22 protein-coding genes are annotated in these 21,069 nt (G+C 63.9%); 14 read left to right on the top strand and 8 right to left on the bottom strand.

All coding sequences use genetic code 11. From position 1 onward, the window contains the following. Window positions 1-9: 9 nt before the first annotated feature. Both ACN0YL_RS04190 and ACN0YL_RS04185 read left to right on the top strand, forming a co-directional pair. Entirely contained in the window at window positions 10-789 is a 780-nt protein-coding gene (locus ACN0YL_RS04190; RefSeq protein ID WP_417492047.1) for a succinate dehydrogenase iron-sulfur subunit, read from the top strand. Between the two features lie 57 nt (window positions 790-846). Continuing rightward, complete coding sequence (locus ACN0YL_RS04185; protein WP_417497144.1) at window positions 847-1,215, top strand: VOC family protein; 369 nt, start codon at window positions 847-849, stop codon at window positions 1,213-1,215. Window positions 1,216-1,224: 9 nt separating this feature from the next. Here the strand turns inward: ACN0YL_RS04185 and ACN0YL_RS04180 are convergent, their stop codons facing one another. Next, window positions 1,225-2,070, bottom strand: a complete 846-nt coding sequence (locus ACN0YL_RS04180; RefSeq protein WP_417497143.1) for a 1-acyl-sn-glycerol-3-phosphate acyltransferase — start codon at window positions 2,068-2,070, stop codon at window positions 1,225-1,227. Window positions 2,071-2,220: 150 nt separating this feature from the next. On the opposite strand from ACN0YL_RS04180, the gene ACN0YL_RS04175 reads away from it, so the two are divergent. After that, window positions 2,221-2,895 (top strand): hypothetical protein, encoded by a 675-nt coding sequence (locus ACN0YL_RS04175; protein ID WP_417497142.1) that lies wholly within the window; start codon window positions 2,221-2,223, stop codon window positions 2,893-2,895. 22 nt (window positions 2,896-2,917) lie between these two features. Here the strand turns inward: ACN0YL_RS04175 and ACN0YL_RS04170 are convergent, their stop codons facing one another. Both ACN0YL_RS04170 and ACN0YL_RS04165 read right to left on the bottom strand, forming a co-directional pair. Beyond that, window positions 2,918-3,646: a hypothetical protein gene (locus ACN0YL_RS04170; RefSeq protein WP_417497141.1), complete on the bottom strand. Its 729-nt coding sequence runs from the start codon at window positions 3,644-3,646 to the stop codon at window positions 2,918-2,920. Window positions 3,647-3,783: 137 nt separating this feature from the next. Beyond that, window positions 3,784-7,131: an autotransporter domain-containing protein gene (locus ACN0YL_RS04165; RefSeq protein WP_417497140.1), complete on the bottom strand. Its 3,348-nt coding sequence runs from the start codon at window positions 7,129-7,131 to the stop codon at window positions 3,784-3,786. A 285-nt stretch (window positions 7,132-7,416) separates the two neighbouring features. Here ACN0YL_RS04165 and ACN0YL_RS04160 point away from each other — a divergent pair, with 285 nt between their 5' ends. Beyond that, a complete protein-coding gene (locus tag ACN0YL_RS04160) occupies window positions 7,417-8,916 on the top strand; it encodes a CoA-acylating methylmalonate-semialdehyde dehydrogenase (RefSeq protein WP_417492042.1) in 1,500 nt (499 codons plus the stop codon). Between the two features lie 61 nt (window positions 8,917-8,977). Here the strand turns inward: ACN0YL_RS04160 and ACN0YL_RS04155 are convergent, their stop codons facing one another. After that, the gene (locus ACN0YL_RS04155) at window positions 8,978-9,370 is read right to left on the bottom strand and encodes a hypothetical protein (RefSeq protein ID WP_417469491.1); all 393 of its coding nucleotides are present in this window, start codon (window positions 9,368-9,370) and stop codon (window positions 8,978-8,980) included. A gap of 242 nt (window positions 9,371-9,612) precedes the next feature. On the opposite strand from ACN0YL_RS04155, the gene ACN0YL_RS04150 reads away from it, so the two are divergent. The 4 genes from ACN0YL_RS04150 (at window position 9,613) to ACN0YL_RS04135 (ending at window position 13,181) form a co-directional block, all read left to right on the top strand. Then, window positions 9,613-10,752: an iron-containing alcohol dehydrogenase gene (locus ACN0YL_RS04150; protein WP_417497139.1), complete on the top strand. Its 1,140-nt coding sequence runs from the start codon at window positions 9,613-9,615 to the stop codon at window positions 10,750-10,752. Further along, window positions 10,749-11,177: an acyl-CoA thioesterase gene (locus tag ACN0YL_RS04145; RefSeq protein ID WP_417497138.1), complete on the top strand. Its 429-nt coding sequence runs from the start codon at window positions 10,749-10,751 to the stop codon at window positions 11,175-11,177. Before ACN0YL_RS04150 ends, ACN0YL_RS04145 begins: the two co-directional genes overlap by 4 nt. Window positions 11,178-11,328: 151 nt before the next feature. After that, window positions 11,329-12,474: a cell division protein ZapE gene (gene zapE, locus ACN0YL_RS04140; RefSeq protein ID WP_417497137.1), complete on the top strand. Its 1,146-nt coding sequence runs from the start codon at window positions 11,329-11,331 to the stop codon at window positions 12,472-12,474. A 29-nt stretch (window positions 12,475-12,503) separates the two neighbouring features. Beyond that, window positions 12,504-13,181, top strand: coding sequence for an O-methyltransferase (locus ACN0YL_RS04135; RefSeq protein WP_417497136.1), 678 nt, complete (start codon window positions 12,504-12,506; stop codon window positions 13,179-13,181). Between the two features lie 24 nt (window positions 13,182-13,205). Here ACN0YL_RS04135 and ACN0YL_RS04130 read toward each other — a convergent pair whose 3' ends face one another. Then, complete coding sequence (locus tag ACN0YL_RS04130) at window positions 13,206-13,745, bottom strand: DUF6265 family protein (RefSeq protein WP_417497135.1); 540 nt, start codon at window positions 13,743-13,745, stop codon at window positions 13,206-13,208. Window positions 13,746-13,868: 123 nt separating this feature from the next. On the opposite strand from ACN0YL_RS04130, the gene mdh reads away from it, so the two are divergent. Then, the gene (mdh, locus tag ACN0YL_RS04125; protein ID WP_417492032.1) at window positions 13,869-14,831 is read left to right on the top strand and encodes a malate dehydrogenase; all 963 of its coding nucleotides are present in this window, start codon (window positions 13,869-13,871) and stop codon (window positions 14,829-14,831) included. 81 nt (window positions 14,832-14,912) lie between these two features. Here mdh and ACN0YL_RS04120 read toward each other — a convergent pair whose 3' ends face one another. Next, entirely contained in the window at window positions 14,913-15,425 is a 513-nt protein-coding gene (locus tag ACN0YL_RS04120) for a tryptophan-rich sensory protein (protein ID WP_417497134.1), read from the bottom strand. Between the two features lie 162 nt (window positions 15,426-15,587). On the opposite strand from ACN0YL_RS04120, the gene ACN0YL_RS04115 reads away from it, so the two are divergent. Further along, window positions 15,588-16,142, top strand: coding sequence for a GNAT family N-acetyltransferase (locus tag ACN0YL_RS04115; RefSeq protein ID WP_417497133.1), 555 nt, complete (start codon window positions 15,588-15,590; stop codon window positions 16,140-16,142). 25 nt (window positions 16,143-16,167) lie between these two features. Beyond that, the gene (locus tag ACN0YL_RS04110; RefSeq protein ID WP_417492029.1) at window positions 16,168-17,007 is read left to right on the top strand and encodes a universal stress protein; all 840 of its coding nucleotides are present in this window, start codon (window positions 16,168-16,170) and stop codon (window positions 17,005-17,007) included. Window positions 17,008-17,014: 7 nt separating this feature from the next. On the opposite strand, the gene ACN0YL_RS04105 is transcribed toward ACN0YL_RS04110, so the two are convergent. Further along, window positions 17,015-17,773 (bottom strand): 2OG-Fe(II) oxygenase, encoded by a 759-nt coding sequence (locus tag ACN0YL_RS04105; RefSeq protein WP_417492028.1) that lies wholly within the window; start codon window positions 17,771-17,773, stop codon window positions 17,015-17,017. 118 nt (window positions 17,774-17,891) lie between these two features. Beyond that, window positions 17,892-18,623 carry a LytTR family DNA-binding domain-containing protein gene (locus ACN0YL_RS04100; RefSeq protein ID WP_417492027.1) on the bottom strand — a complete coding sequence of 244 codons (732 nt, stop codon included), beginning with the start codon at window positions 18,621-18,623 and terminating at the stop codon, window positions 17,892-17,894. Between the two features lie 139 nt (window positions 18,624-18,762). Here ACN0YL_RS04100 and ACN0YL_RS04095 point away from each other — a divergent pair, with 139 nt between their 5' ends. The 3 genes from ACN0YL_RS04095 (at window position 18,763) to ACN0YL_RS04085 (ending at window position 20,943) form a co-directional block, all read left to right on the top strand. Continuing rightward, window positions 18,763-19,161 (top strand): DUF2306 domain-containing protein, encoded by a 399-nt coding sequence (locus ACN0YL_RS04095; RefSeq protein ID WP_417492026.1) that lies wholly within the window; start codon window positions 18,763-18,765, stop codon window positions 19,159-19,161. A gap of 81 nt (window positions 19,162-19,242) precedes the next feature. Then, entirely contained in the window at window positions 19,243-19,974 is a 732-nt protein-coding gene (locus ACN0YL_RS04090) for a hypothetical protein (RefSeq protein ID WP_417492025.1), read from the top strand. A 90-nt stretch (window positions 19,975-20,064) separates the two neighbouring features. Beyond that, complete coding sequence (locus ACN0YL_RS04085; protein ID WP_417497132.1) at window positions 20,065-20,943, top strand: hypothetical protein; 879 nt, start codon at window positions 20,065-20,067, stop codon at window positions 20,941-20,943. Window positions 20,944-21,069: the final 126 nt, after the last annotated feature.

The raw sequence follows: 21,069 nt of genomic DNA, 5'->3' as shown, positions 1-21,069 counted from the left end.
GAGGACCCCATGGTTCAGCTGACACTTCCCCGCGGCTCGCAGCCGACCAAAGGCAAGACCTGGCCCAAGCCGGACGGCGCCAAGAATGTTCGGACCTTCCGCGTCTATCGCTATGATCCGGAAAGCGGCAATCCGCCGAGCTGGGACACCTACAAGGTCGATCTCGATGATTGCGGCCCGATGGTTCTCGACGCCATTTTGTGGATCAAGAACAATGTCGATGCGACCCTGGCTTTCCGGCGCTCCTGCCGCGAGGGCGTGTGCGGCTCCTGCTCAATGAATATCGGCGGGCGCAACACCATCGCCTGCACCTCCGGCATTGACGAGCATGACGGCACGATCACGATCTCGCCCTTGCCACACCAGCCAGTGGTGCGCGATCTGATCCCGGATCTGACCCAGTTCTACGCCCAGCACGCGGCGATCAAACCCTATCTCCAGACCGATACCCCGGCACCGGAGAAGGAGTGGAAACAGTCGCCCGAGGAGCGGGCCGAGCTCGATGGCGCCTATGAGTGCATCATGTGCGCCTCATGCTCGACGGCCTGCCCGTCCTATTGGTGGAATGGCGACAAATATCTCGGGCCTGCGGCTTTGCTGCAATCCTATCGCTGGCTGGCCGACAGCCGCGACGAGGCCAAGGGCGAGCGCCTCGACGAGCTCGACGACCCCTTCAAGCTCTATCGCTGCCACACGATCATGAATTGCGCCCAGGTCTGCCCCAAAGGGCTCAACCCGGCCGAAGCGATTGGCAAGATCAAGGGCATGCTGGTCGAACGCGAGAGCTGAGGCTAGTATCCCCGCATTGCGCTGCTCCGGTGGCGCCACGCAAACAGGGAATGTGGCATGGCACTTGGAGCTTTCTCGATCAGCCTTGCCGTCAAGGATATTCGCGCCTCGAAGGCCTTCTATGAAGCCCTGGGTTTCAAGGAGACCGGCGGCGATATTGAGCAGGGCTGGCTGGTCCTGCGCCAGGGCGGCAAGGTGATCGGCCTGTTCCAGGGCATGTTCGAGAAGAACATGCTCACCTTCAATCCCGGCTGGGGCCAGAACCGCGAAACCCTGACCGATTTCGAAGATGTGCGCGCCCTGCAGGCCCGCCTGAAGGCGGCGGGGCTTGATGTCGGTGATGCGATTGAAGCGGGCACCGGACCAGGCCATTTCATGCTCACCGATCCCGATGGCAATCCGATCCTGATCGACCAGCACGTCTGAGCGCCAGCTCTAGCGACCCCAGGCGGCCCGCTCACAAATTCCGCGCATCATGGCGGTCGCTTCCGCATCCGTGCCGTCATCGGCGCCGATCTGCATGGCGCGGCCAAGGGCAAGTTTGTAGCGCGCATCGGCCTTGCCCATGAAGCCGTGGAACACTGTCATGTCCTTCAGCTCCTCACTGAGCTGGGCGAGCGCGTAATAGAGAAACGGCATCCGCTGGCGGATGGCGAGCGGAATGACCGGTGCCCTGAACTTGCGCGCCAGGCTGACGGCGGTCGGATGCCAGGGCTTTTCGACCAATTGCCATTTCTGCCAGCTCCATTCCGACATCCGGCCGGAGGGGAAGATGACGATGCACTGTTCCGCCTTGAAGGCTTCGATGGCGCGTTTCAGCATCTCGCGTGACTGGGTCCGAGAGCGCGCCTCGTCGCGCCACTCCACGGGGATAATGCGCTCCTCCAGCCCCGGGCAGACCTTGAGGGCATCGCGATTGGCGAAGAAGAGCAGATCCGGGCGTTTCGCCTTCAGCGCATCCCAGACCGCAACGCCGTCGGCAATGCCGCCGGGGTGGTTGGAGACGATCACGCAGGCGCCGCTGGCGGGCACATGGTCCAGCCCGCTCATTTCCACATCGAGGCCGAGATAGTCCGAACACCATTCCAGGCAGTCAGTGCCCGAGCGCTGGGCGATAGCGTCGACCATCCCCACGGCGCGGCGATAGCCCAGCAGCGGATAGCCGATCCATTTGATCAGCGGCCAGAGCGGCGTGTGAATCAGCCGCGGCGCCCGATCCTCGATCAGGTCATCGACGACATGTTTCGGAACCGCCGGCAGCGGGGAATCATCTGTGTCCATCCCAGCAGAGAAGCCCGGCTGGTGCCGTAGCGCAATCGACATTTCCGGTCGCGGTCGCGTCAGGGTTAATACCCTGTTTACGCTTTGGCCCGCCGCTTGCGATGTGCGTCCCCGGGATTAACACCTTGTTCACGAATGGGACGCGCCATGATGATGCAGACCGCAATCGCCGCCGGGACCACGCGCAGAATTCCGGCCAAACGGGCCCGCATCGAAGACGATGTCGTCGCCGACTATCTCGCGCTCCTGGTCAAACCCGGTGACAAGACGCTGCAACTTGGCGGCTCCGACCTCGGTACGGTCTTCCTGCAGCGCGGTGCCTTTCACGAAGTGATCGCGTCGCTGGCGGAAACCGACATTCTCCAGACCCAGTGTGAACGGCGCTCCGTGAAGGTGGATCGTCTGCGCCGCCAGGCGGGCCTGATGGCCGAGCCTGACCGCTCCCCGCTTGATGTCGCGCTGATCGGCTCCGATCTCGGCTTCCCGGCCATGGCCGGGAACTGGCGCCAGATCGCCAGCCGGCTGAAGCTGGGCGGCGTGCTGGTCCTGATGGGTACGGCGAAGGGTTCGGCGGCACGGCTTGCCGATGCGCTGGGTGCCGATGAAGGCTGGACCTTGCAGGAAATGATCGCCGGCGATGTCGCCGTGTTCCGCAAGACCAAAGTCTTCGACGCGGCCGAAACGCGAGCCCGCCTGTCGGAAGCCGGCAATCCGCGCCGTGCGCCGCGTGGCCTGAAAATGGGCCTGGTCGCCAGCATGATTCATGGCTTGCAGACCTGGCGCGCACGGGTGCGTGCGCGTGAACTCGCCCGCCGCAGCCGCTGACCACTCCACCCGGCGGTCGGCGCTAGCCCTGTTGCAGGGACGGCCCGCCGCGTCCGCCGCCACCGCCGCCGCCACGACCGCCACGGCCGCGGCCCTGTCCGCGACCACCGCGCTGCTGGCCGAAGCTGGGTGAGCCGAGATAGGGAGTGCAGGCCGGTGTGGCTGCAATCGCCGTCAAGGGTTCGATGATGAACATTGCCGCCTGGTTCTCGATTTCGGCGGTCTGCGCCGCGTCGATCCGGCTGGAGATCCGGGCTTCGATCCCGTCATCGAGTCGGTCAAGGCCATAGGTCCGGTCCCGGGCATTGCGACGGTAGACCGCGGCCCAGTAGGCGGCGCGCACCGGCGCCTCGGCGATGTCGAGCGAAGCGAACTGCACCGCAAGTTCGGCCTGCGCCGTCGGCCAACCGGCCTGTGCAGCGCTGGTCAGGCGGTCAAACCCCTCCACGCGCATTTCGTCACGCAGGATGGCTGGCGTCGTTTCCGCTGTTGCCAGCCGGATGGCGCTGTAACCGGCAAGGTATTGCGCGATCTCGAAGCCGCTGCCCTGTCCGGCGACGCAGCGCAGGATGGGCAGGGCTTCCTGATATTCCCCGCGATCAACGAGTTGCACGGCCATGTCAAAGCCGCTGGCGCCGCCGCGATTGCCGTCGGGGCGTCCGCCGCGCTCCCCCGGGGGCGGGCCATCGTGAGAGGCGCAGCCGGCGAGCAGAAACAGGGCGGTCGGGACAAGGATGGATAGGCGGGCCATAGGGACGGGGCTCCTTGCGGCGTGAGTGACAGGTCGTCAACGAGCGTCCTGTCAATTTCCGTCGCATTGGCCCCTCAAAAAAAACACCCGGACGCGCGGTGCGTCCGGGTGTTGGCATTTCACTCAGTCAGATTTGACTAGAATGGCAGGCTATAGCTGAGCGAGGTGATCTCGATTTCGGAGAAATCGCGATCGATCTGACGCTCATGGCTGATGGTGAGGGTGCCGCCGAAGCTGAGTTCAGCAGACAGGCTGCCCGCAACTTCCCACCAGCTTCCGCCCATATCGACGCCGCTGGGTGCAGAGAAGTTCACACCGCTGGTGTCATGGAAAGACGCTGAATAGGTCTCGGCGCCGTCACCATATTGTTCGGCCGCACCGACATAGAGGGCTGTGGAGATACGCGTCCCCAGGTCCAGGCCGAAGGCCGAGCCGATGCGGGCGATGGTGTTGCTGCCCGAGCGTGAATTGATGTCGAGGCTGCCAATCGAGGAATAGCTCGTGGTGGCCTGGAAATCGACATTGCTCGCCGTGATGCTCGCCATCGGCGTGACGTGGATACCGTCATCGCTCGAATAGAGATCATAACGGATTGCGGCATCAACCGTGCTTTCGTCTGCGGTGGTGCGGGTTTGTGCCGGCACCAGCACGCCGCCCAGATTGATGGTCCGGGTTGCGTCGCTTTCATGGCTGGCAAGGCCAACAGCCAGGCTGGCCGAGAGGCGGCCCGTCGAGTAGGAGGCGAAGGCCATCAGCTGCTCGGTTTCGGTGCTGACATTGGTTCCGCCCAGTGCGGCACCGGCGGTGTTGTCAGAGCTCGCGAAGCCGGCTGCGGCACCGATACGCAGGGATTGGGTGAGCGGAATATCGAGGCCGAACAGCGAGTAGTCGCCGTCGATCACGCTGTCCGCGCTACCCGCGAAGGTGCTTGCAGTGGCCTCAATCGTACCGATCGAACCGAAGATCCGGCGCATGTCGCCATCTTCCGCACCGCTGGCCGAATTGCCCGACTTGACGGTGGCGCGAGCCAGCAGCCCGAGGTCGTTCATGCCGGCAAGGCCATTGGCCTGCTTGGCTTCGGCCAGAATGTCATCGCCGCCATTGGCCATCAGGCCAAGGGTGCCGATCTGTTCGCGCAGGGCGCGGCCGAGCACGTCGGAGTGCGTCCGCACCGAACGGTCGAACATCACTGCTTCATAAGGCGACAGGCTATCAAGCGCGGCCGTCAGGTCATCGCCTTCCAGCAGGTCGAGGAAACCATACACGCCGGCGAGGTCGTCATAGGAGCCGGCGCGGCCACCATCCAGGGCGCCCGCGAGGGCGGTCTGGAAATTATTGGTGAAGGTGGCCTGGGTGTTGAAGTTCTGGGCCTCAATCTCAACGCTGGCCGAGGTCGCGCTGTAGGAGAGGACCGGGTTGAGAACGCCCGGCAGGTCATAGACCGAGCCGAAGGTGCCGGTAATGCTGGCAGCCGTCAGGAAGGTGTAGCTGTCGCCGAAGCGCGGCAGGTAGCCGGAGACGGGGCTGAGCAATACGGTCCCGCCGAGCGATGCATCGCCGGTGACCACGAGGCGGTCATTCACCCCGTCACCGATCTCGATTGCCAGGCCGCTCGCGGAAGCCAGAACGGCGCTGCCATCGATGGTCAGCGTACCGACAGTCCCGAGATCACCGGGGGCAATCAGCCCCAGGATGTTGGTCAGGTATGGTGTGTGGACGGTGCCGGTGCCGGTCAGCAGGCCGGACATCAGCAGATAATCACCATACGTGGTGAGCGTACCGTCGACATTGACGCTGCCCGCCTGGTGCATGATTTCGGTCAGGCTGGTCAGATCGCCGGCTGCACCGATATCGAGACCGGCAGCGGCACCGCTGATGGTCAGGACGTCGATTTCAACCGTGCTGTCGAGCGTCGTCGTGCCGGCGGCCGAGAGGTTCACGTCATAATAGCGGGCATTGATGCCGAGGCCGGAATTCGGATCGACATTGTCCGGAACAAAACCGGTGGCACCGGGAAGACCGTTTTCCAGCGTCGCGGCCGGGAGCGGATCCGAGGTGTATTCACCGTCGACCAGGGCCAGCGTGCCAGTGCCATTCTGGGGTGCGTCTTCCACCGTCAGGCCGGCATCGGCGCCCGGAATACCGGCACCAAGCGCGCCGATCGAGTTACTGTCGCCGGAGGCTGACGGGGCTGCGCCATCATAGGGATGCACATCGCCGTCTTCGAGGGTCACGCACTCGGCGCCCGGGCCGCTGACGCCGCCAGGCGCAAAACAGGTTTCGCCCCAGCTCGGGTCCGTTCCGGCGACGCCGACGCCCGGATTGCCGGGCAGGCCGTTCACGACATTGCCGCTGGCATCGATGACGCGGAAGGCCGGATCGATCTCGGTCAGCCAGTGATTGGCATCTTCCCAAGCGCCATCGCCTTCGGCAGCGGCGACATAGCGATAGGGGCTGTTGGCGACGATCCAGTCCCAGAACAGGTAGAGCGGCTGGTAGAAGCTCTCGGTGCCATAGGAGCTGAATTGCTGTGGGCCAAAGAAGCGTGAGCCGCCGGACAGGACGCCAATGACCAGATCTTCTTCAAAGCCTGGATTGTTGGCAGCATCAAGGATGAGTGGTCCGCCGGAATCGCCGCCGGCTGTAATACCTTCATTGTCCGCCGCATCGCCGCGATAGAGATCGAAATCGTACGGGTTGGTGCGCGTCGGATCGTCGAAATCGAGCCGGTAGAGGTTTTGTGGCAGATCGCCGAAGGGGTCACCAAACAGGAAGGTGTTGCGCTCGTCGAAAGAACTCAACGCGCCAATGAAGTTTTCGGCGGCACGGCGACGCCAGTCGATGCCGATGGTCGCGCCATCGGCGGCGACCCCGGAACGGCCATAGCCGCTCAGATTGACGTGATAGCCCGAGCCGGTTTCCTGGGTGTAGGCGGTTGGTGCAGGCAGGGCCGAGAAGAGCAGCGCCCAGGTTGGAACTTCGCTGGCCGGGGTGTCGAGCACGGAGAGTGCGACATCACCTTCGAGGAAGCCGGCGCCCTCGGGGCGGGCAATCGAATCCAGATTGTAGATGATCTGGTTGATGTTGAAGACGGCGAGGTCCGGGTTGGAGGCAAAGGCGTTGTTGATCCAGCTCAGGAAGCCGGGCAGGGAATCGGCGCCAAAGGAGAAGGCAGCCGCGATGGCGCTGTCGGAGCCGTAATCGCTCGCCGGGCGGTCATTGACGCAGTGGGCGGCGAAAATCACGGTGCGCGGATTGATCAACGTGCCCGTGCAGACGAAACCGTCATTGCGGAAAAACATGCCGACACCGGTGACATCGGTCGCCGTGTCGAGAATCGTCTCCGACGTGCCCGGGTCGGCCGGGACGATGGTCGGCACCTCGGTCTGTGCCATGGCGGCCGGTGCGGCCAGCAGCAAGGCCAGCACCGAACAGCTGGCGCCCATGGCGTGTTTGAATGTCCCCGAAAGGTGGCGTTTCGACATTGATTTTCCCCGATGTGATAAAGCGGCTTGCGGCCTGCAGACCATCTGCAGTGGCAATCCGAATTGCTGCACACATTCCTAGCTTCGGGCGCCCTTGCTGGCAAGGAAACTATAGCCCCGCACAAAGCGAATTCAGGGGGATGTGGGGAAATTGCAACCAGTGGCGGTGTCTGGCCTCACCGGCTCGTCTCGACAGGTCCGGCGCGGCGTATTAAGTGAGCGGCAAAGACGGGACGCGCGAATTCTCGGGCCACCCGTCACCCAAAACCCTCGGGAGCGGAAACCATGACGCGTGAAGTCAATCATTTCATCGACGGCCAGTCTTTCACCGGCGGATCCGGCAATTACGGTGACATCTTCAACCCCAATACCGGCAAGGTGCAGGCCCGCGTCCAGTTCGCGACGCCGGATGAGGTTGGTCGCGCGATCGAGGGCGCCAAGAAAGGCCAGGCCATCTGGGCCGCGATGAACCCGCAGCGCCGTGCCCGCGTGCTGATGAAGTACAAGATGCTGGTCGAAGAGCGAATGGACGAGCTGGCGCATCTCCTGTCGTCCGAGCATGGCAAGGTGATTGCCGACTCCAAGGGCGATCTGATCCGCGGTCTGGAAGTGATCGAATTCGCCTGCGGCGTGCCGCACCTGATGAAGGGCGAATATACCGAGAGCGCCGGCCCGGGCATTGATGTCTATTCCATGCGCCAGCCGCTCGGCGTTGTCGCCGGCATCACCCCGTTCAACTTCCCGGCCATGATCCCGATGTGGTTCATGGGCATGGCCTTGTCGACCGGCAATGCGATGATCCTGAAACCGTCGGAGAAGGACCCGTCCGTGCCGGTGCGTCTGGCCGAAATCATGATCGAGGCCGGTCTGCCCGAGGGCGTGCTGCAGGTCGTCCACGGCGACAAGACCGCCGTTGATGCCCTGCTCGAGCATGATGATATCAAGGCGGTCAGCTTTGTCGGCTCCTCCAATATCGCCCACTATATCGCCCAGGGCTGCACGCGGCATGGCAAGCGCTTCCAGGCGATGGGCGGGGCCAAGAACCACGGCATCATCATGCCCGACGCCGATATGGATCAGGTCGTGAATGATTTCCTCGGCGCGGCCTATGGCTCGGCTGGCGAGCGCTGCATGGCGCTGCCGGTCGCCGTCCCGGTCGGCCAGAAGACCGCCGATGAATTCGTCGCGCGCATCAAGGCCGAGGCCGTCAAGCTACGCATCGGTGTCTCGACAGACGACCAGGCCCATTACGGACCGGTCGTGTCAGCCGCCCACCGGGCCAATATCGAGAAATACATCCAGATGGGCGTCGACGAGGGCGCACAATTGCTGCTCGACGGGCGCGGTTTCGAACTGCAGGGTCATGAGAAGGGCTTCTTCATCGGGCCGACCCTCTTCGATCATGTCAAACCGGGTATGCAGTCCTATCAGGAAGAGATTTTCGGGCCCGTGCTGCAGGTGATCCGGGCCGAGACCCTGGAAGAGGCCGCCGCGCTGCCCAGCAATCACCAGTACGGTAATGGCGTCGCCATCTTCACCCGTAACGGGCTCGCGGCGCGTGAGTTCGCCGCCAAGGTCAATGTCGGCATGGTCGGCATCAATGTGCCGATCCCGGTTCCTGTCGCCTATCACTCTTTCGGCGGCTGGAAGCGTTCGGCCTTCACCGACACCAATCAGTACGGCACGGACGGCATCCGCTTCTTCACCAAGATCAAGACGGTGACCCAGCGTTGGCCGACCGGTGATATCGGCGACCAGGCCTTTGTCATTCCAACGATGAACTGATGACGGATTGTGGCGGTCGGAGCGGGCCTGTTGCCCGGCTCCGCCGTCGCGGCCGACTGGCTCAGACAGTCGTGGCGGCCTTGGCGACCTCGGCGTGCAGCCAGTCCTCGGCAAGGTCGGTCTGCAGGAAGACCCTGGCATTGTCCGGCAAGTGATCCAGCGAAGCCAGCACGCTTTGGCAATACTCGGCATTCCAGCTTTCCGAACGCACATAGGCGATCGGCACGACGGTTTCGATCGTGGCGACGAATTCGGAAATCATTTCGGCCGAGAGCGCAGGCGATGTCTGCTGCTGGATGGCGAAGCAATCCACCAGAACACCCCCCACCGGGTGCGCACGCATCAATTCCGCTGACCGCTCGGCGACCCAGCCGGCCTCGCGCCGCAAGACCTGACCGCGGCCCGAGACCGCGAGAATTGACGTATCTTCGTTGAAGCTGACCTTGACCGTCATACGCACATCCCTGACACCAGCCTTTCCAAGGCGTAGGCATCACCCTAGGGGCGTCCGGGCGCACAGGCCAGTATTTCTTGATGATTTGGGTCTACCTGTCGTGAGGATTCCGGCCGCCACACCTGAACCATTCCGGCACGCTCGCTGCCATCTGCGCCAGGCCCGTGCTTGCCTTGGACCGGCAACGGGGCAACCATGAAACCGCTGCAGATTGCCGTCCGACAGAGGAGTCCGGGAACGCCATGTCCGCTTTCGATTTTCGCACCGTGCCCCATATCCATGTCGGCGCCGGCTCGGCCGCCAGGCTGGCCGTTATTGCCGCGCCCCTGATCGGCGAGCGCCGCCGCGTCTTTCTGGTCACTGATCGCGGCGTGCGCTCGGTCGGGCTGATCGATGCCGCCGTCGCGGCACTGGAAGCGGCCGGCCTGTCGGTCGCGATCTTTGACCGCGTCGTCGCCGATCCGCCGGAAGCCATTGTGCTGGAAGCCGAGGATGAAGCCCGCGCCTTCGGTGCGGAGGTTGTGATCGGCTTTGGTGGCGGCAGTTCGATGGATGCGGCCAAGCTGGTGGCGATGCTGCTCGGCTCGAAGCAGTCGCTGGCACAGATGTATGGCGTCAATAACGCCACCGGTCCGCGTTTGCCGCTGATCCTGATCCCGACCACGGCCGGGACCGGTTCGGAAGTGACGCCGATCTCGGTGATCACGGTCGGCGAGAGCTCGAAGATTGGCGTCAATGCCCCCGCCCTTTATGGCGATCTCGCCGTGCTCGATGCCGAGCTGACCTATGGCCTGCCGCGCGGCACCACGGCGGCAACCGGGATTGACGCGATGGTGCACGCGATCGAGGCCTATACGACCAAGCTGCAGAAAAACCCCGTCTCCGATGCGCTGGCGCTGGCGGGCCTGAAAAAGCTCCACGGCGCCATCGAGCGCGCCTGCACCGATGGCCGTGATACCGATGCGCGTGAGGACATGCTGCTCGGGGCCCTGCTCGCCGGCCAGGCCTTCGCCAATGCACCGGTTGGGGCGGTGCATGCGCTGGCCTATCCGCTGGGGGGCGTGTTTCACGTGCCACACGGCCTGTCCAATTCGCTGATGCTGCCGCCGGTGCTGCGTTTCAACGCGCCGGTCGCCGAGCCGCTTTACGCCGAGCTCGCCAGCCATCTCGGCCTGCACGCCTCGACCCAGGGCCTGGTCGAGGACATGGAGCGTATCGCCGCTTCGGTCGGCATCGAGACGCGCCTGTCCCAGGTCGGCGTCAGTCATAATGACCTGCCGCGACTGGCTGAAGAGGCGATGCTGGTGACGCGTTTGCTGGTCAATAATCCGCGCGAGATGACCCAGGATGCGGCCCTGGCCTGCTATGAGGCCGTGCTGTGATCGAGACGCGGCCCCGCTCCGCCTATGGCCGCTGGCGCGATCTGCCGACGCGCTGGGCCGACAATGATATCTACGGCCATATCAACAATGCCGCCTATTACGGCTTCTTCGACACGCTGGTGAATTGCTTCCTGATCGAGGAGGCGGGGCTGGATATCCATGCTGGCGAAGTGATCGGCCTCGTCGTCGAGACCGGCTGCAATTATTTCGCCCCGCTGGCCTATCCCGACCGGATCGAGGGTGGTCTGCGGATCGCGAAGATCGGCCGCTCCTCGGTGCGCTATGAGATCGCCCTGTTCAAACCCGGCGAGCCCGATGCCGCCGCCCAGGGACATTTCGTGCATGTCTATGTCGATCGCGAGACCCGCCGGCCGGTGGCGCTGCCCGACGCCATGCGCGCCGCGCTGGAGGCTGTGCATGCGTGAGGTGGAGAGACCCGTCTGGCTGGCGGTGGCGGTCGTGGTTACGCTGGCCTTGCTGGCTGCGGCGGTGATCGGCTTGTGGCCGGCTGGATAGCCGCACCCGCCGCCTTCCCCCATTGACGCCATCGCAACCCCTCGTCATTACGCTAACCCCATGGCGACGCCGATTTCATTGTGGCAGGAGCGGGTTGGCTCCGGAGTGCTGTCGGCGGATGCGGACCAGGAGCGGGCCGCGCTGGCACTGACGGCGCTGTCGCAGCGTCTGCAGGGCTGGACGCCGGGCGCCAAAAGCCTATTCGGCAAGCTGAAGCCGCCGCCGCGTGGCCTCTATCTCTGGGGCGGGGTCGGGCGCGGCAAGTCCATGCTGATGGACTTCTTCATCGACAATGCACCGGTAGCAGCGAAGCGCCGGGTCCATTTTCATGAATTCATGCAGGATGTGCATGCGCGCATCGGCGCGTGGCGCGGCATGAGCGAGTCCGAGCGCAAGCGCCGGCCGGAATATGTCAAGAAGGCCGGCGATGATCCGATTCCGCCGGTCGCCCGCGCTCTGGCCGCCGAGGCGCAATTGCTCGCCTTCGATGAGTTCCAGGTCAGCGATATTGCCGATGCCATGATCCTCGGCCGCCTGTTCGACCATCTTTTCGCTGAGGGCGTGGTGGTGGTCGCGACCTCCAATCGACATCCCGACGATCTCTATCTCGACGGCCTCAACCGACAGCTCTTCCTGCCCTTCATCGAGGAGTTGAAAGCGCGCCTCGATCTGGTCGAGCTCAATGGCGGCGTCGACCACCGGTTACGGCAGCTCGAGGCGGCGCCGGTTTATTATGCGCCGCTGGGGCCGGACTCCGTCGCGGCCATGCAAGCAGCCTGGGTGCGATTGACACAGGGTGCCGCGCCCCAGCACTGCGTGCTCGATGTGCAGGGGCGCAAGCTGGAGGTGCCGCGCGAGGTGGCCGGCGTCGCCCGTTTCAGCTTCAACGAATTATGCGCCCGACCGCTCGGCGCCGCTGACTACCTCGCCATTGCGGCGCGATTCCATACCGTGCTGCTCGACGGCGTGCCCCGGCTCCAGCACGACAAGCGCAATGAGGCCAAGCGATTCGTGACCCTGATTGATGCGCTCTACGAGGCGAAGACCAAGCTGGTGATGAGCGCCGATGCCGAGCCCGCTGACCTCTATCCGCAGGGCGATGGTGCCTTTGAATTCGAACGCACCGCCTCGCGCCTTATCGAGATGCGCAGCCATGACTATCTTGCCGCGCGCTGGCAGCTCGATGACACTGGGCCGGCCAGCTGATCTGATCCTTGCTTTTGCGGAGACTGACCATGTCCTCTTCCTTCGGGCTGGATGCCCGCCTCACCGCCTATATTCGCAACGTCAATCGTGCCGAACACCCGGCGCAGAGCCGCTGCCGGCTCGAAACCGAAGCGATGGGTGATGTTTCAGTGATGCAGATCAGCCCGGAGCAGGGCGCTTTCCTGCAAATGTGCGCCCGGCTGGTGCGGGCACGGACCGCGGTCGAGATCGGCGTCTTCACCGGCTATTCCGCGCTGGCGACCCTGCTGGCAATGGTGGACATGCACGGGGCGGCGGCGCGGCTCTATGGCTGCGATATTTCCGATGATTATACCGGCCGGGCCCATTCCTACTGGCTCGAGGCCGGTGTCGACGACCAGGTCGAATTGCGGCTCGGCGATGCCCGCGAGACGCTCGCCGGGCTCGTCGCCGAAATCGGGGATACGGTCGACATGGTATTCATCGATGCCGACAAGACCGGCTATGACGCCTATTACGAAGCGGCGCTGCAGCTCCTGCGTCCGGGCGGGCTGGTCCTGTTCGACAATGTGCTGTGGTCGGGCAGTGTCGCTGATCCGGAGCGTTGCGCGGCCGATGCCGATACCGCTGCGCTGAAGGCCCTGGCCGACAAGGTCCGAGATGATGCCCGCGTCGATATGGCCTTCACGACCATTGGTGACGGCATTCTGATGGCGATCAAGCGCTGAGGCCGTTCGGGCGGGATGCCCCGGCTATTCTGGCACGCGCCGCCAGTCAAAACTCAGCGAATGCGCACCGGACAGGTCTGACACCGTTGCCGTCAGGGCGTCGCCGTCCCGCTGGTATTCGATAGCCTGCGGGAAATCATGTTCCGGGTTTTCGAAGCGGACTCGTCCCTCGCCGTGATCCGTCATCGCAAAGCAGGTCGCGGCGGCACCTGCCGGCTGGGCGCAATAGCGCGTCTGCGTGCCGTCCGTCTCGATGCGCAGGAATTCGAAAGCCACTGCCTGATCGCCCCGCACCGTTCGATTACTGCCCAGCATCAGACCGCCCGCACCATCGGTCCATATCTCCTCATTGATTGTCCCGTCCTCGGCCGAGCGCCAATGTCCGCTCATCCAGGCCAGACCATCAAGGTCGGCGGCCATGGCCGGACTCGTGGTGAGAAATAGCAGCAGGCAGATTGGAATTTGTCGCATCAGCCTCTCCGGATTCGGTCGCGCGTGTATCAAGGCGCGGTCAGCGCGATCTTGCATGATCGGGCGATGGGCGAGAATGGCAAGGGCGGACAATGCATTCCGCATTGCCGCAAGGCCTGTTCCCGGGTGCGTGACGAATGAGCACGCTTGCCCGGACGCGCGCACGGCGTTAGACCGCACTGCAGCAATTCACTTCCCTCAAGAGGAGCTCTCCCCATGGCCCGTAACAAGATTGCGCTCATCGGATCCGGTATGATCGGTGGCACTTTGGCCCATATCGCCGCGCGTGAAGAACTCGGTGATGTCGTGCTGTTCGACATTGCTGCCGGTGTTGCCAAGGGCAAGGCCCTCGACATCGCCGAAGCCAGCCCGGTTTTTGGCAAGGATTCCGCTTTGGCCGGCGCCGATGATTATGCCGCCATTGCCGGTGCCGATGTCTGCATCGTCACCGCCGGCGTGCCGCGCAAGCCCGGCATGAGCCGCGATGATCTGCTCGGCATCAATCTGAAAGTCATGAAGGCCGTTGGCGAAGGCATCGCCAAGCACGCCCCGAACGCTTTCGTGATCTGCATCACCAATCCGCTCGACGCCATGGTCTGGGCCCTGCGCCAATTCTCCGGTCTGCCGCACAACAAGGTCGTCGGCATGGCCGGCGTGCTCGACAGCGCCCGCTTCCGCCACTTCCTGGCCGATGAATTCAGCGTCTCGGTTGAAGACGTCACCGCCTTCGTGATGGGCGGCCACGGCGACACCATGGTGCCGCTGCTGCGTTACTCCACCGTCGCCGGCATACCGGTTCCCGATCTGATCGAGATGGGCTGGTCGACCGAGGCCAAGATGGAAGAAATCGTCAAGCGCACCCGTGGCGGTGGCGGCGAGATCGTTGCCCTGCTCGGCACCGGTTCCGCTTTCTACGCGCCGGCCGAAAGCGCCATCGAGATGGCGACCGCCTATCTGCGTGACAAGAAACGCGTCCTGCCCTGCGCCGCGCACCTGACCGGCCAATTTGGCCAGACCGACATGTATGTCGGTGTCCCGGTCGTGATCGGTGCCGGCGGTGTCGAGAAAGTCGTCGAGATTTCGCTCAATGCCGAAGAGCAGGCGATGTTCGACGTCTCCGTCGACTCGGTCAAAGGCCTGGTTGCCGCCTGCAAGGCGCTGGACCCGACGCTGGGCTGATCGACGCCTGAACTGAGTTCAAAAAGACGGCCGTCGGAGTGATCCGGCGGCCGTTCTTGTGTTTCCAAAGGGCGCTTGGGCTCAGAGGCCTCCAACGAATGATGATGCGTCGTTGAGGCGCAAGACCTCGAAACTCAGGATGACACTGAAGGTCAGCCAGGCAAATAGCGGCCAGAGCAGCCAACCGGCTGGTCTGGAGCAACGGCCCACAACGGCCAGCGCCAGGACCGCATAAACCCACAGACCGAGTGAGGTGAGAAAGGCCGCCTTGATATCCTGCCCGCCAAACGTGATGCAGACCTTGAGTGCCAACCCGATCACGAGTCCGATTTGCAGCGCGGCCGCGACGAAACGAATCGCCCCGGTGTCGCTGCGCTGCGTGACCCAGAGGCTGATAGCGATCATTTGATTGATCACGATCGAGAGGATGACCGGTACAATACCGGTCGGTGTCCAGTCCGGCAGGTTGAGGCTCGCCGTCCATAGCACGGCATCGCTGGACTGAATCCAGCCCGCAAAACCTCCTGTCATGCCCGCCGCAGCCAGCATGTAGATCAGCAATCGTATCACTCCGGGACGGTTCTTGGCGTCCATAGCAGCGGGTGCTCTCCCAAAGGCCGTTTCAACTTATACTCTGCAATGTCCGCGCCAGGCCGGCGGCAACGGCGCAGAAGGCCGGTCGAGCGGTGCTCCAGGCACCTGCTCCACATGCGCTTCTACTTGACCTTTGTGGCGGCGTGGTGTCGCTTTCAGGGCATGATCACACCCGTCCTCGAAACCGACCGCCTCGTGCTGCGCGCACCGGACATTTCAGACTTTGAACCGCTCTGCGCGCTGATGGCCGATGAGGAGGTTGCCCGCTTCATCGGTGGTGTCCAGACGCCGCCGCTGGCCTGGCGCGGCCTGTGCGGAATCGTCGGCCATTGGCAATTGCGCGGTTACGGATTTTTCTCGGTGATCGAAAAGGAAAGCGGCCAATGGCTCGGGCGCGTCGGGCCGTGGAATCCGCATGGCTGGCCGCAACCGGAAATCGGCTGGACCCTCAACCGGGCCAGCTGGGGCAAGGGCTATGCGACCGAGGCCGCTGCCGCCTGCATGGACCACGTCTTCGACACGCTGGGCTGGGATAGCGTCATTCACCTGATCCACGCCGACAATCATGGCAGCCAGGCCGTCGCGGCGCGGCTCGGTTCGTCCAATACTGGCGAGGAGGTCGAGGTTCCCGGCTTTGGCATTCTGGTTGATGTCTGGGGCCAGAGTGCCGATGACTGGCGCGCCAGGCGCAAACAAGCCGCGGTGCACAAGCGCTAGCAAAACCTTGATTGGAGACAGCATCATGAAACTGCGTCGTATTGTGGTCATGCTCGATGGTTCCGAAGCCGATGCGCCGGTGCTGCGCCAGGGGGTGGAGCTGTGCCGGCAATATGCTGCGCGTCTCGATGCCCTGTTCGTCCGCCGCAATCTGGCCAGCGGCGCCGATTTCCTCGGTGACTCCTTCTCGACCTACGGCATGGAGGCCGTGCTCGAGGCGCTGGCTGATGCGGCTGCGGCGGCCAGTGACAGCGCGCACGCGGCGTTCAACACCGTCGCCGACGAGGCCGATGATGCGGTGATCGGCAAATTCATCGAGTATGTCGGCCTTCCCGACGAGGCGCTCGCCGATGAGGGGCGTCTGTGTGACCTTCTGGTGATGGCCAAGCCGGAAGGCCGTGCCGGTGCCCATCAATTGCAGTCGATCAGCATGGCGGCGACCCAGTCGGGCCGGCCGGTCCTGCTCTTGCCGGCCGCGCGCGACGCGAAGGCGGGCTTTGACCGCATGGCGATTGCCTGGGACGGCTCGCTCGAGGCGATGCGCGCGACGGTCGGTGCCATGCCAATGCTTGAGACCGCCAAGGCTGTCGCACTGCTGCATGCCGGCGGCGATGCCGAAGCCTCCGATCAGCTGTCGGCTGTTTCCGCCTATCTCGACCTGCATGGCATCGTCACCTCGACCAGCACCGTACCGCTGGAAGGGCGCAGCGCTGCCAAGGCGCTGATCGAGGCCGCGACGGCAAGCCGCGCCGATCTTCTGGTGATGGGCGGTTTCGGAGCGCCGGCCCTGGTGCGGGCGATCGGGCGCGACGAGACGACCGGTCTGATCGACGGTACGGCGTTCGCCCTGTTGCTGGCGCACTGAGCCGCGATCAGGAGAAAAAGGCGGGCAGATCGTCACGCAGCCAGCCGGTGACCTGGTAACGGCCTGCACCGGCAAAGGGCGAAACCGGGCTGACCGAATGTATTCGGTGACCGTCGAACAGCGACAGGACGTTGAAGCGTGGCATCAGTGCGCGTGACACGTCCTGCTGCTCGTCGAGAAACATCAACAGCCCGCCCCAATCCGTCTGCCAGTCACGCGTGAAGCCGAATGTATAGGCGGCGCGGCGCTCGTTATTCATGCCGTCATCGCGGTGGCGGGTGAGGAAGTGGCCGCGTGAATACAGGGTCGCCTGGCAGTCGGCCTTGGTCAGACGGGGTGCGCCGATCACCTGGCGGCCAAAATCGAGGAAGGCCGGCGAGTTCATGAATTCGGTCAGCTGGTGGATCGGATGACCGGGATCCCAACCCTCCGAATAGGCCTGGATCATCGGATAGGACGAGTAGAGAAAGCCGATATTCTTGCGCGCCATCTCCATGACCCCGCCGAGAATTTCCTGCATGCCCTGACGACCCAGCGCCTGCATCTCGGCCTGGTCGAGACAGACGACGGAGCCATAGTCGGCGACCTGGCCGCCATCGGGCGCGACGAAGGCGAGTCGCCAGGACATCTGGTGCGCCAGCATTTCATGCACCGCATTCGCGGTGTCCTCGGACAGGATGCCGGGGATCTGCACCAAGCCGGTTTCAGCGTAGAGGCGGGCATAATGCGCGACATCGAGGTCCGGGTTCAGTTTGAAATCGATCATTGGGTTCATCGGCGCGGTCATCCTGCAGGCTGTGGCGAACGGGCGCGAGTGTGTGACGTGGTGCCGCTGCGGGCAAGCTTGCGCGCAGGCGGCATGCCGTCGCAGATCGCCGCGTGGTTCAATACCAGCCCGCCTCGCGCAGGCCGGGGGCATGGGTGCGGCTGACCGGCGCCTGCACACCATTGTTCAGGGTCAGTGTCGCGCGCCCATCCCCGCGTGACACCGTATCGACTGCCGCGCGCGCCACCCACCAGGAACGATGGGTCTGACGTCCATCCAGTCCTTCGGCGGCGGCCATTGCATCGCTCAGGCGCATCAGGATCAGGGCGTCTCCGGCGGCGGTGTGGACGCGCAGGTAGTGATCTTCCGACTGCAAGGCCAGCAGCGGCGCCCGTTGCAGCCGCGGTGGCAGTTTGTCGAGCAGGGCACGCCCGACCGCCGGCGCTTCCGGCGCCGCGTTGCGACGGTCCATCAGCCATCCCAGCGCGGTCACCGCCGCGGATATCACCCAGACGAAGATGAAGACTATCGGCAGGGCCTCGAGCGTGAACGGGCGGGAGATCAGGGCCTGGATGCTCGCAACCCCGATGGTGACCGGAATGCTGATCAGGAATGAGGCGAGGGCATAATGGGCCAGACGGGGCCAGTCGCCGGTGATGTGGCGCAGCACCAGGGTCACCAGTGTGTTGGACAACCAGCCGACACACATCAGGCCGGTCCAATAGAACCAGACGCCCGGAAACCCGAGCTGATGTGTCTGATACGGGCCGAGCACCGACAGGAAACTGCCCAGAACCAGGATGGTGGCGAGGGCGGGCAGCAGGCCGTTGATAAATTCTGTCCTGATCATGACGTCCATTCACGAAGCGTGGATCAACACCTAGCGCATTTCGCGCAGAGCATCAGCCCGTTTGCGCAATCGCGCTTCAATGGCCGGCGCAACCGGTCTTTCTGTCTCCCCACGGCCTGCAACAACCGAGGAGAACACCATGAATACCGAAGCCTTCCTGTCTGCCCCCTTCGTCGTCCAGCTGCATGTTTTCAGTGCCGTCGGGGCGCTGCTGATCGGGTCCATCCAGATGTTTGCGCCGAAGGGAAACCTGCCGCACCGCACGATGGGGATCCTGTTCGTCCTGCTGATGACGTCGGCTGCGATCAGTGCGATTTTCATCCGGCAGATCAATGGCGGCGATTTCTCCTTCATCCATATTTTCGTGCCGCTGACGATTATTGGCGTCTTCCGTCTCGTCCTCTCCGCCCGCCGGGGTGACCGGAAAGGCCATCGTGGCCAGGTTATGGGGCTCTTCTACGGTGCCCTGATCATTCCGGGCCTGTTGTCCTTCATCCCGGGCCGGCTGATGCACACGGTGCTGCTCGCGAGTCTGTGATCGCCGGTTCATCTTCCCTCCATGTTCGCGAGAGCCTCGCGGTGAGACGGTCTGGCCTGAGTGGATCGAGGAGAAACGGGTTTGAAATATTTGATGGGGGCTGCGGCCGGATTGCTGATGTCGGCCACTATGGCCGACGCCCAGGTCGAGGATTGGAGGTCGCGTGCCGACGAGGCCGCTCTGCAACAGGGGGAGGTCCATCTCGGCCTTTTCTATGAAGGCGAGGAGGACGGTTTCATGCGGCTGGGCTGGTACCGCCGAGGTGATGAAATCCACATCTATGACCGCTCGATGTGGGCCTCGCGCGAGCTCTACGAGACGCTGGAAGGTCGCGTGGAAACGGCCAGCCTGGCTCCGCTCGAGTTCCACATTCGCCTTCATCAGGCCAGCAACTATTACCAGATCGACGTCGCCTTCGATGACGACACCGCGACCGGTGAGCGCCGGCTGGTCGCTCCGGGCCAGGATGACGCGACACGGCCTGTGAACCAGGAACTGCCTGAGGGCACCATCGCCCGGGCGACACTGTTCCTGCTCGCCGCTGTCGCGCCGCTCGAGCTTGGACAACGTTTCGCGATGGACTGGTATGAACCGACCTCGGACAGTGTCGAGCCTGTTGTTCTCACGGCCGCTGAACAGGTTGATGTCGAAACGCCGGCGGGGGTGTTCACCACGCTTCGCCTCGAACAACGAGGCGGCGAACCGGCGAATGATATTTTCGTCGATATCGAAAGCGGACGCATCGTGCGGATCGATATTGCCGGCATGCCGATGCAGTTTCTTGCCCTGCCAGAGCCGGCCGGAGCGGGATGAGGGCCAGACGCGCATAGCCTTGCCGGCCAGAGGCATTCCGGGTTGACCTTGCGCCGCCGGGCCGCAAACATCGCTTCGATGGAGACTCGTATGCGTGCTGGCTTCTTTGCCCTGTTTCTTGCCTTTGGAATCTGTGCCCCGGTTCAGGCCCAAGCGCCGCGGGACGTGTTGCTCGAGGTTTGTAACCAGACCGGATTTGCCGTCGCCGCTGCGGCCGCCTACCGGACGACGCCGGCTCAATCGCGCACCCTGAGAAGCTGGTTCATGATCGCGCCGGGCGAGTGTCTCAACGGGGCGCTCAATGGCGTGGTCGGGGATGATCTCGATCTGCATGTGATGTCGGGTAGCTGGACCTGGCCGGCGCGTGAAACCGCGCAAACCTATTGTGTTCCCGCTGATGCGACATTGACCCAGGCGTCCGCTCCGCCCTGCTCCGCCGGGCGCCAGGCGCGCCCGTTTACCCGCTTGCCGATCGAGGCGACCAGCCACCGTGGACCGGGTGGCCGCAATTTCGGCCGCGTCGGCCACCGGATTCGCTGCGAGGATCTTGGAGCCGCGGATGCCGGCCTCTGCTCCGGAGCGCCGACGGATCGGCGCGGCATGGCCGAATTTGTGCGTGAGCTGGAGGTGTGTAATCCCGGGCACGGGCCGGTGCCGGCTTCAGTGGGGGAATTGATGGCTGACGGCACCATGGAATTCCGGGCCTGGCAGGTGCTGGGCGCCGGTGAGTGTCGGGTGATCTATCGCGATTTTCCGCGTGACCGGCAGGTATTGCTGGCGCCCGGTCCCGACCACCTGACCGGTGGCGGGCTGCTCTGCATGACAGACAATGCCGAGGGGCCGGTCTTCGCCACGCCGCGCGTCGGCCGCGACGAGGCCTGCCCGGCCGAACGGCCGCTGCGAGGCAGCTATGAGACGGTTGTGTTCGGTGAACAGACCGGCCGCATGACCATGTATGCCGGTCAATAACCGGGCCTGAGTGCGGGCAGTCACATTTCATCACCACAGCGATAACGGATTGGTGAAACCGCCGGACGAGGTCGTTACTGGCCTTCCGCTCCCCTGCGGATAGGGTCCGGTTGTCGGCCGCTCATG

The sequence above is a fragment of the Maricaulis sp. genome (assembly GCF_048269565.1).
Taxonomy (GTDB): domain Bacteria; phylum Pseudomonadota; class Alphaproteobacteria; order Caulobacterales; family Maricaulaceae; genus Maricaulis.
Note: the sequence above shows the minus strand (reverse complement) of the source record. Positions and strands in the feature narration are given on the sequence as shown.

Coding starts and splice junctions, on each gene's coding strand:
- ACN0YL_RS04190 (WP_417492047.1), top strand. CDS start 10: ATGGTTCAGCTGACACTTCCCCGCGGCTCGCAGCCGACCAAAGGCAAG.
- ACN0YL_RS04110 (WP_417492029.1), top strand. CDS start 16,168: ATGAAACTGCGTCGTATTGTGGTCATGCTCGATGGTTCCGAAGCCGAT.
- zapE (WP_417497137.1), top strand. CDS start 11,329: ATGGCGACGCCGATTTCATTGTGGCAGGAGCGGGTTGGCTCCGGAGTG.
- ACN0YL_RS04175 (WP_417497142.1), top strand. CDS start 2,221: ATGATGCAGACCGCAATCGCCGCCGGGACCACGCGCAGAATTCCGGCC.
- ACN0YL_RS04170 (WP_417497141.1), bottom strand. CDS start 3,646: ATGGCCCGCCTATCCATCCTTGTCCCGACCGCCCTGTTTCTGCTCGCC.
- ACN0YL_RS04105 (WP_417492028.1), bottom strand. CDS start 17,773: ATGATCGATTTCAAACTGAACCCGGACCTCGATGTCGCGCATTATGCC.
- ACN0YL_RS04085 (WP_417497132.1), top strand. CDS start 20,065: ATGCGTGCTGGCTTCTTTGCCCTGTTTCTTGCCTTTGGAATCTGTGCC.
- ACN0YL_RS04185 (WP_417497144.1), top strand. CDS start 847: ATGGCACTTGGAGCTTTCTCGATCAGCCTTGCCGTCAAGGATATTCGC.
- ACN0YL_RS04165 (WP_417497140.1), bottom strand. CDS start 7,131: ATGTCGAAACGCCACCTTTCGGGGACATTCAAACACGCCATGGGCGCC.
- ACN0YL_RS04115 (WP_417497133.1), top strand. CDS start 15,588: ATGATCACACCCGTCCTCGAAACCGACCGCCTCGTGCTGCGCGCACCG.
- mdh (WP_417492032.1), top strand. CDS start 13,869: ATGGCCCGTAACAAGATTGCGCTCATCGGATCCGGTATGATCGGTGGC.
- ACN0YL_RS04150 (WP_417497139.1), top strand. CDS start 9,613: ATGTCCGCTTTCGATTTTCGCACCGTGCCCCATATCCATGTCGGCGCC.
- ACN0YL_RS04120 (WP_417497134.1), bottom strand. CDS start 15,425: ATGGACGCCAAGAACCGTCCCGGAGTGATACGATTGCTGATCTACATG.
- ACN0YL_RS04135 (WP_417497136.1), top strand. CDS start 12,504: ATGTCCTCTTCCTTCGGGCTGGATGCCCGCCTCACCGCCTATATTCGC.
- ACN0YL_RS04155 (WP_417469491.1), bottom strand. CDS start 9,370: ATGACGGTCAAGGTCAGCTTCAACGAAGATACGTCAATTCTCGCGGTC.
- ACN0YL_RS04180 (WP_417497143.1), bottom strand. CDS start 2,070: ATGGACACAGATGATTCCCCGCTGCCGGCGGTTCCGAAACATGTCGTC.
- ACN0YL_RS04160 (WP_417492042.1), top strand. CDS start 7,417: ATGACGCGTGAAGTCAATCATTTCATCGACGGCCAGTCTTTCACCGGC.
- ACN0YL_RS04095 (WP_417492026.1), top strand. CDS start 18,763: ATGAATACCGAAGCCTTCCTGTCTGCCCCCTTCGTCGTCCAGCTGCAT.
- ACN0YL_RS04100 (WP_417492027.1), bottom strand. CDS start 18,623: ATGATCAGGACAGAATTTATCAACGGCCTGCTGCCCGCCCTCGCCACC.